The organism is Sphingomonas glacialis (genome assembly GCF_006439055.1).
Taxonomy (GTDB): domain Bacteria; phylum Pseudomonadota; class Alphaproteobacteria; order Sphingomonadales; family Sphingomonadaceae; genus Sphingomonas; species Sphingomonas glacialis_A.
The window spans coordinates 167,623-182,144 of sequence record NZ_RCZC01000002.1 but is presented as its reverse complement, the minus strand read 5'-3'; the positions used below and the strand labels follow the sequence as shown (position 1 = coordinate 182,144).

The window sequence follows — 14,522 nt, the reverse complement described above, 5'->3', positions numbered from 1 at the left end:
CGGTTCGTCCAGCGGTCGGGGGTAGAAAGGGTGTGGTCTCGCGTCGGCGGCGTTCGATCGCGCACCGGCTCGCACAGCTCGGGACGCGCCGTGACAGGCGTTTCCCCAGCTGGCCGGGTCGGAAAGTCACACAAAAGTCTCACCATCGATGGTGTTTCGGTATCATGCGGTAGCGAAGACTTCCGCTAGAGTATTCTTGGGCATGTTTTATTCGGATAAGTCACTGATAGGCAGTGATGCCACGATATCAGATTTTGTGTTTGTAGGACAGAGATAGCTTACTGAACACTTTGGTGGAACGCTGACCTGATCGATACGGGAATTCGTGAGCGACTATATCGACTGCAGACCCGGCGGTTCTGCCGCTATTACGACTTCGCTACCCTTCCCAGCGTATCCGGCAATGAGCCGCCCTCGAAGGAAGCTTTAATCGTTCAACCAATCGGCTGTGATCTCGCCGCTATGCCCCTCCGGTGCCAGCACGGCGCGCAGGGCTTCGAGCAGCGGCGGCAGCGCCTGCGTGAAGGCGTAGGGCGGATTGAAGATATAAAGGCCCGCGCCGTTATAGATGTCGGGCTGGTCGCCATCGTACAACCAATGCTCCACCCCAAGAAATTTCGGGATGCCGAGCCTGCGTAACTGCGCCTTCCACTGCCAATGCGTGGCGCGGTCTTTGAGCGGATACCAGATCACCGTCACGCCATGCGCCCATTTGCGGTGAGCGGCAGCGAGGGTGGCAGTGATCCGTTCGCGTTCGTCCGTCTGCTCGTAGGGCGGATCGACCACCACCACGCCGCGCGCGGTGCGGGGCGGCAGCAGCGCCAGCCAAAGCTCGTAAGCGTCGCGCTCATGCACGGCAGCGGATGTGCCGCGCATCACGCCGCGCAAGGTATAGGCGTCATCGGGATGTTTTTCGTTGAGGATCAGGAAATCCTGCGGGCGCAGAAGCTGCGCCAGAATCCGCGGCGAGCCGGGGTAGAGCTGCGGCTCGGCCCCGACATTCACAGCCTGTACTGCGGTGCGGTAGTCGTCCAGCAACCGGTTCGGGTCGGCAAAGGCGCGCAGCACACCCTGCGCGGACTCGCCGGTGCGTTGGGCATCCTCACCGCCAAGGTCGTACAGCCCGCAACCGGCATGGGTGTCGATCAGCGTCAGCGCGCCCGGCTTTTGCTGCAAGGCCCGCACGAGGGCGATCAGGAGGCTGTGCTTCACGACATCGGCGCTGTTGCCGGCATGGAAGGAATGTCGATAATTCATTGCGTCTCAAAATCCTGACGATCGACCTTTATACGGGCTTCTGAGCGCGAGGCGATCGAGGTACCAATCCGGTGCTCGTATAAAGTCGGGCGGAAACCTTCAACGCCCTTCCCCGCGAGGCCGCAAGCCCGCGTTCGCGACCGTCACAAGAGGCAGAGGCGCGCGGCTCCGGGCGCATGCGAATGCTCGATCATGGAGAAACCGGACGCGACTGGGATTACCGCGTCCGTCCCCGCCCGCCCCTCAATCCTCGCGCACCTCGGTAATCCCCAGCAGCTTCAGCTTCCGGTGCAACGCCGAGCGCTCCATCCCGATGAAGTTCGCGGTCCGCGAGATATTCCCCGAGAAGCGCCGGATCTGCACGCGCAGATATTCGCGCTCGAAGGTCTCGCGTGCCTCGCGCAGCGGCGAGCCCATGATCGCCGTCCCGCTCCCGCCGAGTTCGCCGGGATCGCCAAGGATGTCGGCGGGCAGCATGTCGAGGTCGATCCGGCCGATCCGGTCGCCCGGTGCCATGATGATCGTGCGCTCGACCACGTTGCGGAGCTGCCGGACATTGCCCGGCCATTCGTACGATTGCAGCGCGACCATCGCGTCGGGCGCGACCTCGGGCGTGGGCACGCGGCGTTCCGAGGCGTAATGCGCCATGAAATGGTCGATCAGCGCGGGGATGTCCTCGCGGCGCTCGGCGAGGCCGGGGATCGCGACGGGGACGACGTTGAGGCGGTAATAGAGATCCTCGCGGAAACGCCCCTCGGCGATCTCGTGCGTCAGGTCGCGCGCGGTCGCCGAGACGACGCGGACGTCGACCTTGACGATACGCTGCCCGCCGACGCGGCTGAAGCTCTGGTCGGTCAGCACGCGCAGGATGCGGCCTTGCGTGGCGAGCGGCATGTCGGCGATCTCGTCGAGGAACAGCGTTCCGCCATGCGCCTGTTCGAGCAGGCCGGAGCGAACGAGTTGCCCCGCTTCCTCGGCGCCGAACAGTTCTTCTTCGACGCGCTCGGGCGTCATCCGGGCGGCATTGACGATGACGAACGGCGCGTTGGCGCGCTGGCTCCAGCCGTGGAGCAGCCGCGCGGCGACTTCCTTGCCGACGCCGGCCGAGCCCATGATCAGCACGCGGCTGCCGGTTGCGGCGACACGCTTCAAGGTCGCGCGGACGCCGTTGATCGCGCCGGAATTGCCGGTGAGATCGTTATTCTGTCCGACCGATTCGCGCAGCGACGCGATCTCGCGGCGCAGGCTCTCGGTCTCGGTCGCGCGCGCGACCATCAGCAGCAGGCGTTCGGCCTCGAACGGCTTTTCGATGAAATCGGCGGCGCCGCGGCGGATCGCGGCGACCGCGGTGTCGAGATTGCCGTGGCCTGAGATCATCAGCACCGGGATCGACGGGTCGCGCCTCTTGATCTCGTCGAGCAGTTCGAGCCCGTCGAGCCGCGAGCCGTGGAGCCAGACGTCGAGCAGGACGAGCGAGGGGCGGCGCACCGAGATCGCCTCGAGCGCCGAATCGCTGTCGGCGGCGACGCGCGCGCCATAGCCTTCGTCTTCGAGGACGCCGGCGACCAGATCGCGAATGTCACGTTCGTCATCGACGACGAGGATGTCGAGGGGCATGGCTCAGGTCCGGTTCTGTAAAAGGGCGGGTGCGGGCGTGTTGGCGATGCCCCCATCGCCTCCATCACCCTGGTCGAGATTGGCGAGCATCGCCGTGTCGAAGCGCACGGTGACGATCGTGCCCCCCCCGGGGCGGTCGGAGAAGGCGATCGTGCCGCAATGTTCCTCGACGATCTTCTTGACGATCGCGAGGCCGAGCCCGGTGCCGCGCGCGCGCGTCGTGACATAGGGTTCGACGATACGGTCACGATTGGCGGGCAGGCCGATGCCGGTGTCGGCGACGGTCAGCGTGGCATGCCCCTCGTCTTCGCTCAGCGTCATCGCGATTTCGGCGGAGGACGCGTCGGTATGCGCCTCGACCGCCTCGACCGCGTTCTTGACGATATTGGTCAGCGCCTGGCCGATCTGACGGCGGTCGCACACCAGGGTCGGGCCGGGATCGTCGTGCGTCAGCGTGAAGACGATGCCGGGGTGCGCGACTTCGTGGAGGAACATCGTCTGGCGCGCGAGATCGACCAGCGATTCCTCGCGGAACACGGGTTTGGGCATCCGCGCGAAGGAGGAGAATTCGTCGACCATCCGGCGGAGATCGCCGACCTGGCGGATGATCGTCTCGGTCAGGCGGGCGAAGGTGGTGTCCTCGGGGTCGATCTGCTTGCCATAGCGGCGCTGGAGGCGCTCGGCGGCGAGCTGGATCGGGGTGAGCGGGTTCTTGATCTCGTGCGCGATGCGACGCGCGACGTCGGACCAGGCGGCGCGGCGCTGGTCGAGCAGCTGCCCGGTGATGTCGTCGAAGGTCAGGATCGGGCCTTCCGCCGCGCGGGTGACTTTCACCGCGAGCGTGCGCGCCTCGCCGCCGCCAGCGCCGAGCTCGACGATCGCCTCGCGCTCCTTGCCCTCGACGAGCGCTGCGAGTTCGGGCGAGATCAGGCTGAGCGGCTTGCCTGCGAGCGTCTCCTCGACGCTTTCGAGCAAGGTGATCGCCGAGCGGTTGATCAGCCGGATCGTGCCGTCGGGCGCGACCGAGATGACGCCGGCGGTGACGCCCGACATCACCGCCTCGATCAGCGCGCGGCGGCTCTCGAGCGCGCTGTTCTGCGCCTGCAGCCGGCTGGTCATGCCGTTGAAGGCGTTGGCGAGCGTGCCGACTTCGTCGTCGGTGGTCGGCGTCGGGACGCGCGCGCCGAGATCGCCCGCCGCGACGCGGTGCGCGGCTGCGACGAGTTCGCCGACAGGACGGACCAGACGATCCGCCACGGCGAGCGCGATCCACACCGCGATCGCGACGATCAGCAGCGAGATCGCGAGCAGCGCGGCGTTGAACTTCAGCTGCAGCGAGCGCGCCTTGACCAGCAGGTCGCGATAGGTGGCGAGCACCTCGGTACTGCGGCGTGACTGCTCCTCCATCACCTTGACGTCGGAGATCGCCACGCTGAGGAAATAGCGGTCGGTTGTGCCCGGGATCGCGGTCAACGTCTCGATGCGGTTGCCCTTGACGGTCGTGACACTCGGCGTTCCGCGACGCACGCGGTCGAGATCGGTGGCGGTGATCTCGTTGCGCAGATCGAGCTTGTCGGGATTGATCGCGTAGATCAGCTGGATGTCGTTCTTGGGGCTGGCGGCGAAGATGAAGCCGTCCGACAGGCTTCGAAAATAGATCTGGTAGAAGAAGATGTTGTCGAATGCCGGCGAGCCCGCCCTGAATTCGGGATAGCCGGCAATGTCCTGCGCGGCGGTGACGGTCGCTTGCTGCCAGCGCTTGAGCATCTGCTGGTACGACGTCGAGGCTACGCCCGTCGCGTTCTCGATCATGTCGCGCGCCTGGTCGGAATACCAGAATTGCACGCCGTATTGGAACAGCAGCGAGGCGAAGATCACGACGAGCAGCGTCGGCACCGCCGCGATCATCGAGAAGATCGCGACGAGCCGGACGTGGAGCCGGCCGCGCCCGCCGATCGGCGAGCGCGCGGCGCGCCGCATCGCGACGCGGCGGCCGAGCAGGACGAGCAAGGCGACACCGGGTAGCAGATTCGAGACGAGCAGCAAGGCGACCACACCGGGGCTCAGCAGGCTCTGCGACGCGGCCCCGCTCGCGATCACGAAATAGCTTGCGATCGCGATCGCGACCGCGCCGGCGACGACCGAAAGCTCGAGCGCCGGCGTCACGCTGATCCACGACCTCGCGGCCGGAACAGGGACAGAAGAGGCCGAGGCGTCGCTCATCGTGACATTGCTACAACGGTTGCGTTGCAAGGAAAACACACAATTCGGGGTTTTGTCGCACTTCGGCACCCATCGGGCGTCCGCGCGGCGCGCTCAGGGATCGATTCCGAGCACGTCGAGCCGCTTTCGCAGCGTGTTGCGGTTGATCCCGAGCGCGCGCGCGGCGCGGAGCTGGTTCTGGCCGTGGCGTGCGAGCAGCGCCTCGATCAGCGGGCGTTCGACCTCGGCGATGATGCGGTCGTAGAGCGTCCCGTCGTCGAGCGCGGCGGGTTCCTCGATCGCGAGTCGCTCGATCCGCGCGCGGATCGCGGCGTCGATCCCGGCATCGCCGACCACCGCGACCGACGGCATCGCGCCGCCGAGCATCGCGCGGACCTCGTCGGCGTCGATCCGCTCGTCGCGCGCGAGCACAGCGACGCGGCGCATCATGTTCTCGAGCTCGCGGACGTTGCCGGGCCAGTCATAGGCTTCGAGTACCGCGATCGCGTCGGCGTCGAGCTGCTTGCGCGGCAGGCCGTCCTCGGCGGCACGATCGAGGAAGTGCCGCGCGAGCAAGGCGATATCTTGCCGCCTCGCGCGCAGCGCGGGGAGCGTGACGGGGACGACGTTGAGGCGGTAGAAGAGATCCTCGCGAAACTGGCCGGTCGCGACGAGCTGCGCGAGCTCGCGATTGGTCGCCGCGACGATGCGGACGTCGGCGCGGATCGTCCGCGCGCCGCCGACCGTGGTGAATTCGCCTGACTGGAGCACGCGGAGCAGCCGCGTCTGCGCTTCCATCGGCATGTCGCCGATTTCGTCGAGGAACAGCGTGCCGCCCGCGGCTTGCTCGAAGCGGCCGGCCGAGCGCGCCTGTGCGCCGGTGAAGGCGCCGCGTTCGTGGCCGAACAGCTCGGCCTCGATCAGTTCGCGCGGGATCGCCGCCATATTGAGCGCGATGAAGGGCGACCGGCGGCGTGGTCCCAGATCATGGATCGCGCGCGCGACGAGTTCCTTGCCGGTGCCCGATTCGCCAGAGACAAGCACGGTGAGGTCGTTCGACACGACGCGCGCGATGATGCGATAGACGTCCTGCATCGCGGGCGAGCGCCCGATCAGCGGCAGCGCGCGGTCCTCCGCCTCGATCGGTTCGGAAACGCCGCCCGACCCGCGCGCGAGCGCGCTCTGCACGGTGCGCGACAGCGCGTCGAGATCGAACGGCTTGGGCAGATAATCGAACGCGCCGACTTCGGTCGACCGCACTGCCGTCGTGAGCGTGTTCTGCGCCGACAGCACGATGACCGGGAGCCCGGGATGCGCGCGTACGACGCGGTCGACCAGGTCGAGCCCATTGCCGTCGGGCAGCTTGACGTCGCTGATCAGCACGTCGGGCAGAGCCGTCGCAAGCTGGACCTCGGCCTCGGCGATCGTCGCGGCGGTCAGCACGCGGTGGCCGTCGCGCTTCAACGCCTGGCCGACGACGGTGCGGATCGCGGCGTCGTCGTCGAGCACTAGGATCCGGCCGGTGCGGCTCATGCGTCACCGCGCGGGAGCATGATACGGAACACGGTCATCGGCGGGGCTCCTTCGCGCGCGAACTGGATGATCCCGCCCATATCGCGGACGAGCTTGTCGACGAGCGCGAGGCCAAGCCCCTGCCCCTCGGGCTTGCCCGAGATGAACGGGTCGAACAGATGTTCGGCAATGTCGGCTGGCGGTCCCGGGCCATTGTCGATCACGCAGATCTCGATCGGCAGCGGCTGGCGCGGCTTGCCGGCTGCGGGCGACACCGCCATGCCGTGGCGATAGGCGGTGGCGAGCGTGATCCGCGCATCGGCCTGTTCGCTGGTCGCTTCGCTCGCATTCTTGAGCAAGTTGAGCACGACCTGCAGGATCGCGTCGCGATCGAGCTGGACCGTCGGCAGCGATGGATCGAACCGCTCGTCGATCGTCACATGGCGCGCGAACCCGGCGAGCGCGACGCGCCGGGCATGACCGAGCAGCGGATAGATGTTCTCGGGCGCAAGCTTGAGCGGACGCGTGTCGGTGAAATCCTGCATCCGGTCGATCAGCGCGGCGATGCGATCGACCTCGGTCGTGATCAGGGTGGTGAGCTCCTCGGCCCCCTTCCCCTTCGACAGCAATTGCGCCGCGCCGCGGATGCCCGAGAGCGGGTTCTTGATCTCATGCGCGAGCATCGCCGCCGCGCCGATCGCGGCGCGCGCCGCGGCCGCGCGGTCGGCGCTGTGCCCCATCCGGCGCGACGTGGCGGCATGATGCAGGGTGATGGTGTGCCAGCCGGGATGATCGGCGACGCGCGTCTCGATATAATCGACGCGGATCTTCCCGCCTCGCTTGAGCGCTATCTCGGTGTCGAACGCGGCGAGGCCGTGATTGTCGCGCGCATTGGGCTGGCTGGGCGGGGTCATCACCGCGACGAGCGGCTGGCCGAGCATCGCGCGCTCCGACAGGTTGAGCAGCGTCTCGCACTCGGCATTGGCGTGGACGATGCAGGACCGGTCATCGACCACCAGCACCGCGACCGGCAGCGCGGCGAACAGTTCAGCGAAATCCGGGGCCCCGCCCCCGACGACGTTCCCGGTCACGCGGCGGCGCGGCTGCACCAGGGGGCGTAGAATTCGGCGAGCATCGCCTGCACGACCTTGGGATCGGGGATCTGGTTGACCTTGTTGCGGAACTCGGCCGAGCCGTGGAGGCCGCGCGTGTACCAGCCGATATGCTTGCGCGCCATGTTGACCCCGGTCTCATTGCCGTAATGGCTGAGCATCGCTTCGTAATGTTCTGAGATAACGCGATATTGTTCTTCGATCAAGGGATCCTCGACGCGCCGGCCAGTGGCGAACCACTCCATCACCTGCCCTAGCAACCACGGGCGACCGTAGGAACCGCGGCCGATCATGATGCCATCGGCACCCGACTGGTCGAGCGCCGCCTCGGCATCCTCGATCGAATTGATGTCGCCATTGGCGATCACCGGGATGCTGACCGCGTCCTTGACCGAGCGGATGAACGCCCAGTCGGCATTGCCCTTGTACATCTGGTTGCGGGTGCGGCCGTGGACGGTGACGAGTTTTACGCCGAGATCCTGCGCGATCTGCGCGAGTTCGGGTGCGTTGAGGCTCGCATGGTCCCAGCCCATCCGCATCTTCAGCGTGACGGGCACGCTGACGGCATCGACGACGCCCTTGATGATCGCACCCGCGGTATCGAGATCGCGCATCAGCGCCGAGCCGGCATCGCCATTGGTGACCTTGCGCACCGGGCAGCCCATGTTGATGTCGATGATCGCTGCGCCGCGATCCTCGCTGAGCTTGGCCGCCTCGCCCATTTCATACGGCGTGCAGCCGACGAGCTGCATCGAGACGGGATCCTCGATCGGCGCCCACGCGGCCTTTTGCAGCGACTGGCGCGTCTCGCGGATCGCCGCCTGGCTCGCCACCATCTCGGTGACGTTGAGCCCCGAGCCGTAGCGCCGCACCAGCGTGCGGAACGGCATGTCGGTGACGCCGGTCATCGGCGCGAGGATCACCGGCGAGGCGATCGTCACGGGGCCAATCTTGAGCGGGGCAAGGGTGCGCGAAGTCACGGGGAGAGTCTGCCTGAAAAACGGGCAGCCTATAGGGGAAAGCGCGCGAACCGGCAAGCATGTGCGGCTGGGCTGGCGGGGCGCTTCGGCTTGGGCTAGGCGCTCATCGCATGACGAACCCCCGCACTGCCGCGTTGATCGTCGCCGCCGGCACCGGCGTGCGCTCGGGCAGCCGCATTCCAAAGCAATATGCGCCGCTCGGCGGCAAGGCCGTTTTGGCGCATTCCTATACCGCGCTGTCGGCGCATCCGGCGATCGATCGGGTGATCGTGGTGATCGGTGCCGGGCAGGAAGCGGCGTTGCGCGACGCCGTGGGCGAGGTCGACTATGTGATCGGCGGTGCTTCGCGGCGGCTGTCGGTGCTGGCGGGGCTGGAGGCGCTGACCCAGGATCGTCGCCCCGGCGAAGGCCGGGGCCGCCTCGTTTCAGCGGGGGACGTGAGCAACGCAGCGGCCCCGGCCTCCGCCGGGGCGACGGGTGGGGTGGAGCGCGTGCTTATTCATGACGCCGCACGCCCGTTCCTCAGCGCCTTCGTCATCGACCGCCTGCTCGCCGCGCTCGACGACCATGACGGCGCCGTCCCCGCCCTCCCCGTCGCGGATACGCTCGCCAGGGGTGATACCGACCTCGGCGAAACCGTGCCGCGCGACTCGCTGCATCGTATCCAGACGCCGCAAGCCTTTGCCTTTTCCACCGCCCTCGCCGCGCATCGCGGCTGGACCGGTGACGAACCGACCGACGACGCGCAGATGGTGCGCGCCGCCGGCGGCCGCGTCGCCCTGGTCGCAGGAGACCCCATGCTCGAAAAGATCACCCACCCCGCCGATTTCGCCGCCGCCGAGGACCGCCTCGCCACCACGATGCGCACGCGCATGGCGACCGGGTTCGACGTCCATCGGCTCGAAGTCGGCGAGGAGCTGTGGCTCGGCGGCGTGCGGATCCCGCACGACAAGGGCCTGTCGGGGCATAGCGACGCCGACGTCGCGCTCCACGCGATCACCGACGCTTTGCTCGGCACGATTGCGGCGGGCGATATCGGCACGCACTTCCCGCCGAGCGACCCGCAATGGCGCGGCGCCGACTCGGCGCAGTTCCTCCAGCATGCCGCCTCACTCATCACCGATCGCGGCGGGATCATCGATTTCGTCGACCTGACGCTCATGTGCGAAGAGCCCAAGATCGGCCCGCACCGCGCCGCGATGCGCGACCGGATCGCAGACCTCTTGCAGCTCGACGCGGATCAGGTCAGCATCAAGGCGACGACGACCGAGCGGCTCGGCTTTACCGGGCGCGGCGAAGGCATTGCCGCGCAGGCGGCGGCGACGGTCCGGGTTCCGGGGGGCAAGCGATGAAGCGGCTGACGACACTCGCGGCACTCTGGATCGGGGCGACCGCAACGGTCGCCGCGCAGGCCGCGCCGACCGACCTGCCGTGCCTGACCGAGCAAGAGGGGCAATCGCTCGTCCGGGTTGTGCTGCCCGACGTGCTCGATGCCGTCGGCAAGGCGTGTGCGAGCACGCTGCCGCCGACCGCGACGCTGCGGGCTGGGCTCCCTGCCCTGGTCGCACGCTACCGCATGGATGGCGATTCGGCGTGGAATGCGGCCAAGCCCGCGATCGGCAAGCTCGGCGGCGAACAGCTGCGCGGGATGGACCCCGACGTGATCCGCCCGCTGGTCAGCAGCTTGCTCGGGCCGTTGGTCGTCAAGGATCTTAAGCCGGGCGATTGCCCGCGGATCGACCGGATCACCGGCCTGCTCGCCCCGCTACCCGTCGCCAATACCGCAGCGCTGGTGGTGCAATTGTTCCTGCTCGGCAGCGACTCTTCGAAGAAGCGCGCGCCCTTCACGATCTGCCCGACCCATGGATAAGCGCGACACCATCCTCCCGGCCGAACTGGTCGCGGCGGCGCGCAAGGTGGTCACGGCCAACCTCGCGGCCGGGCGCCGCATCGCGCTGGCCGAAAGCTGCACCGGCGGCCTGGTCGCCGCGGCGCTGACCGAGATTCCGGGGTCTTCCGACATGTTCGAGAGCGGCTTCGTGACCTATTCGAACGACGCGAAGCTCGAAATGCTCAACGTCAGCGCCGATGTGCTCGAGACGTTCGGCGCGGTTTCGGTGGCGACCGCGTGGAGCATGGCGCAGGGCGCGCTCGAGGCGAGCGGCGCCGACGTCGCGGTGGCGATCACCGGCGTCGCGGGGCCCGGCGGCGGGACCGAGAAGAAGCCTGTCGGCACGGTCGTCTTCGCGCGCGCCGAGCGGGGTGCCGATCCCGGGCATGTCGTCGCCGATCGCAAGGATTTCGGCGATCTCGGCCGCGGTGGCGTGCGGCTTCAGGCGGCGCTGTGCGCGCTCGAACTGCTGTTGCCGCCGGAGGTCGAGGGCGAGGCGTAAAGCACCGCGGCGCGTTCCTCGAACGCGCCGATCATCTTGCGCAGCGCGGTGCCGAACACTTGGCCCGCGAGCATTTCGAACACGCGGTTCTTGAACGCGAAATCGACGGTGAAGTCGACCGCGCACCCGGTCCCGTCGGGGCGGAATACCCAGTCGTTGCGCAGATATTTGAGCGGCCCGTCAAGATATTCGACATGGATCCGGCCCGGCCGTTCCTTATCGACCTTCGAGGTGAAGGTCTCACGCAGGCCCTTGAAGCCGACGATCATATCGGCGGTCAGCTCGGTCGCGCTGTTCGACCGCACGCGAATCGCCGAGACCCAGGGCAGGAATTCGGCATAGCGGCCGACATCGGCGACCAGATCAAACATCTGCTCGGGGCTGTAGGGCAGGCGCCGGGTTTCAGAGTGACGGGGCATCCGCGCTACTCCGTCGCCCCGGCGGAGGCCGGGGCCGCCAGCAGGTGCGCGGACCAGTTGCCCCAAACGCACTGGCCCCGGCCTGCGCCGGGGCGACGGGATGATCCGACCTTCACCGCGCGAGCTTTTCCGCACGTGCCGCGCGCAGGCGGGCAAAATCATCGCCGGCGTGGTAGCTCGAACGCGTCAGCGGCGAGCTTGCGACGAGTAAGAAGCCTTTCGCGCGGGCGATCGCGGCATAGGCGTCGAACGCCGCCGGCGTGACGAAGTCGAGCACCTTGGCGTGCCGCGGGGTCGGCTGGAGATATTGCCCCATCGTCAGGAAGTCGATCTCGGCGCTGCGCATGTCGTCCATCACCTGATGGACCTCGAGCCGCTCCTCGCCGAGCCCGAGCATCACGCCCGACTTGGTGAAGATCCGCGGGTCGTGGCGCTTGACGCTCTCGAGCAGCCGCAGCGACGCGTAGTAGCGCGCACCGGGGCGGATCGTCGGGTAGAGCCGCGGCACGGTCTCGAGATTATGGTTGTAGACGTCGGGCCCGGCCTCGATGATCGACTCGACCGCGGCCTGCGCCTTGTTGCGGAAATCGGGGGTGAGGATCTCGATCGTCGTGTTCGGCGTCGTCGCGCGGAGCGCCTGGATCACCTTGACGAACTGCGACGCGCCGCCGTCGGGCAGATCGTCACGATCGACCGAGGTGACGACGATATGCTGCAAGCCCATCTGCGCCGCCGCATCGGCGACGTTCTGCGGTTCGAGTTTGTCGACCGCGCGCGGCATGCCCGTCTTGACGTTGCAGAACGCGCAGGCGCGCGTGCAGGTGTCGCCGAGGATCATCACCGTCGCGTGTTTCTTGCTCCAGCACTCACCGATATTGGGGCAGGCCGCCTCCTCGCAGACGGTCGTCAGGCTTTTCGAGCGCATCAATTCGCGGGTCGCGGCGAAGCCGGCCGAGGTGGGCGCCTTGACCCGCAGCCAGTCTGGCTTGCGTTCGCGGGGCGGGCGGGCGAGCGGGGACATCTCGTTCATTGGGGTGCAGATAGCGATTGACGACGCGGCTTGCCACCCCCTCTTGTCCTCCGGTAAAAGCAGCGCATGACCGATTTCAGCGACCTCGTCGGCGGGTATCACCGCTTCCGCGCCTCCGACTATGTCCGCCAGCGTGATCGCTGGGCGGAACTGGCCGAGGGGCAGAGCCCCAAGGTGATGGTGATCGCCTGTTCGGACAGCCGAGTCGATCCAGCCCAGGTGTTCGACACGTCGCCTGGCGAGATCTTCGTCGTGCGCAACGTCGCCAATCTGGTGCCGCCGTTCGAGCTCGACGGGTCGCGCCACGGCGTCTCGGCAGCGCTCGAATTCGCGGTGAGCCAGCTCAAGGTCGGCGAGATCGTGGTGATGGGCCACGGCTCGTGCGGCGGCGTCCATGCGGCGCTGACACGCGCGTTCGAGGGCAAGGCGCCGGGCGAAGGCGGCTTCATCGCGCATTGGATCGACATGCTCGATTCGGCGCGCGACCGGATTGTTGCAGAGCACGGCACCGGCCCTGCCGCGATTCGCGAGATGGAACTCGAGACGGTCCGCGTCAGCATCGCCAATCTGCGCAGCTTCCCCAATATCCGCGAGGCCGAGGCGGCCGGCGCGCTGCGGCTGCGCGGCGCCTATTTCGCGATCGCCGACGGCGTGCTGCACGTGATGGACGAAGCGGGCGATTTTGCCCCTGCGTAAGGTCCACAATTGCCCGAGTCGTTACGTTCGCGTAGCGCAGATCGCATGAGACCCAACACGCTGCGGACCTTGCGCCGCTATCACCATTATCTCGGCCTGTTTTTCGCGCCGATGATCCTGCTGTTCTCGGTGAGCGGCGCGTTGCAGACCTTCCGGCTGCAGGAAGCGCGCGGTTATGGCGGCACGCCGCCGAACTGGATCGTCTGGCTGGCGAGCGTCCACAAGGATCAGGGTCCGCCGCGTCCGCCCCGCGCGGAGAAGCCCAAGCCGCAAGCCGAAGCCGGCAAGCCGCGCGGCGAGGCCGAGCGCGCCGGGCCGAAGCGCCCTTCCCCCCTGCCGCTCAAGATCTTCGTCGTTTTGCTGTCGATCGCTTTGTGCGCCTCGACGATCACCGGCGTCGCGATCGCGCTGTCGATCCGTTCGATGCGGCGGATTTCGATCGCGATGCTCGTCACGGGCACGATCGTGCCGATCGTCTTGCTCTGGATCTGACCCGCGGCGGGCGTTGGCGCTAAAGCCCCAACGCCTTTCGCGCGATCGCTTCGACCGCGGGATCGAGCTCGGGGGGCGTCATGTCGATATGCGCCTCGAGCTGCTCGGCGATGGTCGTCAGTGCGGCGATGCGCCCGGCTTTCTTGTCGTTGCCGTCGATCACCGTCCACGGCGCCCAGCGCGTGTCGGTGCGCTTGAACATGTCGTGCATCGCCTCGAGATACGCCGGCCGCTTTTCGCGGTTGCGATAATCGTCGGCGCCGGTCTTCCAGCGCTTCCAGGGATGATCGAGCCGATTCGCCAGGCGCTTGTCCTGCTGCTTTTGCGACACATGGATGAACAGCTTGACGATCGTCGTCCCCGAATCGGCCTGTTGCGCCTCGAACTCGTTGATCTCGTCAAAGCCGCGCTTCCACTCGGCGTCTTTCGCGAAACCTTCGACGCGCTCGACCAGCACGCGACCGTACCAGCTGCGATCGAACACCGCGATGTCGCCGGAGGCCGGGAGCTTCTGCCAGAAGCGCCACAGGAAATGGTGGTCGAGCTCGTCCTGGGTCGGCGCCTTGATCGGCCAGACCTCGAAATTGCGCGGATCCCATTCGGCGCAGAGCCGCTGGATGATGCCGCCCTTGCCGGCCGCATCCCAGCCCTCGAACAGCACGATCGCGCGCTTGCGGTGGACGATATGCGCGACCTGAATGTGCGCCAGCCGCTTTTGCAGCGCGGCGAGATCGGCGTCGTAGTCGCCGTCGTAGGATTTGCCCGATTCGTAGTCGGAGAGATCGAGGCTCATATCCCCCTCCCGCTTGCGG

The 14,522-nt window shown here is 67.4% G+C and carries 14 protein-coding genes; 5 read left to right on the top strand and 9 right to left on the bottom strand.

What is annotated here, in order from left to right; genetic code table 11:
- Positions 1-426: 426 nt before the first annotated feature.
- The 6 genes from EAH76_RS04665 to dusB all read right to left on the bottom strand — a co-directional run bounded on the left by EAH76_RS04665 (position 427) and on the right by dusB (position 8,680).
- A complete protein-coding gene (locus tag EAH76_RS04665) occupies positions 427-1,257 on the bottom strand; it encodes a 23S rRNA (adenine(2030)-N(6))-methyltransferase RlmJ (RefSeq protein ID WP_140848709.1) in 831 nt (276 codons plus the stop codon).
- A 243-nt stretch (positions 1,258-1,500) separates the two neighbouring features.
- A complete protein-coding gene (locus EAH76_RS04660) occupies positions 1,501-2,874 on the bottom strand; it encodes a sigma-54-dependent transcriptional regulator (protein ID WP_140848707.1) in 1,374 nt (457 codons plus the stop codon).
- Positions 2,875-2,877: 3 nt separating this feature from the next.
- Positions 2,878-5,097, bottom strand: a complete 2,220-nt coding sequence (locus EAH76_RS04655) for a sensor histidine kinase (protein ID WP_140848705.1) — start codon at positions 5,095-5,097, stop codon at positions 2,878-2,880.
- Positions 5,098-5,190: 93 nt separating this feature from the next.
- Positions 5,191-6,609: a nitrogen regulation protein NR(I) gene (gene ntrC / locus EAH76_RS04650; RefSeq protein WP_140848703.1), complete on the bottom strand. Its 1,419-nt coding sequence runs from the start codon at positions 6,607-6,609 to the stop codon at positions 5,191-5,193.
- The gene (locus tag EAH76_RS04645; protein WP_140848701.1) at positions 6,606-7,700 is read right to left on the bottom strand and encodes a two-component system sensor histidine kinase NtrB; all 1,095 of its coding nucleotides are present in this window, start codon (positions 7,698-7,700) and stop codon (positions 6,606-6,608) included. Before EAH76_RS04645 ends, ntrC begins: the two co-directional genes overlap by 4 nt.
- The gene (gene dusB, locus EAH76_RS04640) at positions 7,676-8,680 is read right to left on the bottom strand and encodes a tRNA dihydrouridine synthase DusB (protein WP_140848699.1); all 1,005 of its coding nucleotides are present in this window, start codon (positions 8,678-8,680) and stop codon (positions 7,676-7,678) included. Before dusB ends, EAH76_RS04645 begins: the two co-directional genes overlap by 25 nt.
- Positions 8,681-8,790: 110 nt before the next feature.
- Here dusB and ispF point away from each other — a divergent pair, with 110 nt between their 5' ends.
- From ispF to EAH76_RS04625, 3 genes are read left to right on the top strand one after another with little or no spacing between them, the layout of a single operon-like run.
- Positions 8,791-10,032, top strand: coding sequence for a 2-C-methyl-D-erythritol 2,4-cyclodiphosphate synthase (gene ispF, locus EAH76_RS04635; RefSeq protein ID WP_140848697.1), 1,242 nt, complete (start codon positions 8,791-8,793; stop codon positions 10,030-10,032).
- Positions 10,029-10,550, top strand: a complete 522-nt coding sequence (locus EAH76_RS04630) for a hypothetical protein (protein ID WP_140848695.1) — start codon at positions 10,029-10,031, stop codon at positions 10,548-10,550. The genes ispF and EAH76_RS04630 overlap by 4 nt, the downstream gene beginning before the upstream one ends.
- Positions 10,543-11,073, top strand: coding sequence for a CinA family protein (locus EAH76_RS04625; protein WP_140848693.1), 531 nt, complete (start codon positions 10,543-10,545; stop codon positions 11,071-11,073). The genes EAH76_RS04630 and EAH76_RS04625 overlap by 8 nt, the downstream gene beginning before the upstream one ends.
- On the opposite strand, the gene EAH76_RS04620 is transcribed toward EAH76_RS04625, so the two are convergent.
- Together EAH76_RS04620 and lipA are read right to left on the bottom strand one after the other, a co-directional pair.
- Positions 11,013-11,492: a type II toxin-antitoxin system RatA family toxin gene (locus tag EAH76_RS04620; protein ID WP_140848692.1), complete on the bottom strand. Its 480-nt coding sequence runs from the start codon at positions 11,490-11,492 to the stop codon at positions 11,013-11,015. The two genes, EAH76_RS04625 and EAH76_RS04620, sit on opposite strands and share 61 nt — an antisense overlap.
- 112 nt (positions 11,493-11,604) lie before the next feature.
- The gene (gene lipA / locus EAH76_RS04615) at positions 11,605-12,522 is read right to left on the bottom strand and encodes a lipoyl synthase (RefSeq protein ID WP_140848690.1); all 918 of its coding nucleotides are present in this window, start codon (positions 12,520-12,522) and stop codon (positions 11,605-11,607) included.
- Between the two features lie 66 nt (positions 12,523-12,588).
- Here lipA and EAH76_RS04610 point away from each other — a divergent pair, with 66 nt between their 5' ends.
- Positions 12,589-13,218, top strand: a complete 630-nt coding sequence (locus EAH76_RS04610; protein ID WP_140848688.1) for a carbonic anhydrase — start codon at positions 12,589-12,591, stop codon at positions 13,216-13,218.
- 45 nt (positions 13,219-13,263) lie between these two features.
- Positions 13,264-13,710, top strand: coding sequence for a hypothetical protein (locus tag EAH76_RS04605; protein ID WP_140848686.1), 447 nt, complete (start codon positions 13,264-13,266; stop codon positions 13,708-13,710).
- A gap of 19 nt (positions 13,711-13,729) precedes the next feature.
- On the opposite strand, the gene EAH76_RS04600 is transcribed toward EAH76_RS04605, so the two are convergent.
- Positions 13,730-14,503, bottom strand: a complete 774-nt coding sequence (locus EAH76_RS04600) for a polyphosphate kinase 2 family protein (RefSeq protein WP_140848684.1) — start codon at positions 14,501-14,503, stop codon at positions 13,730-13,732.
- Positions 14,504-14,522 lie beyond the last annotated feature (19 nt).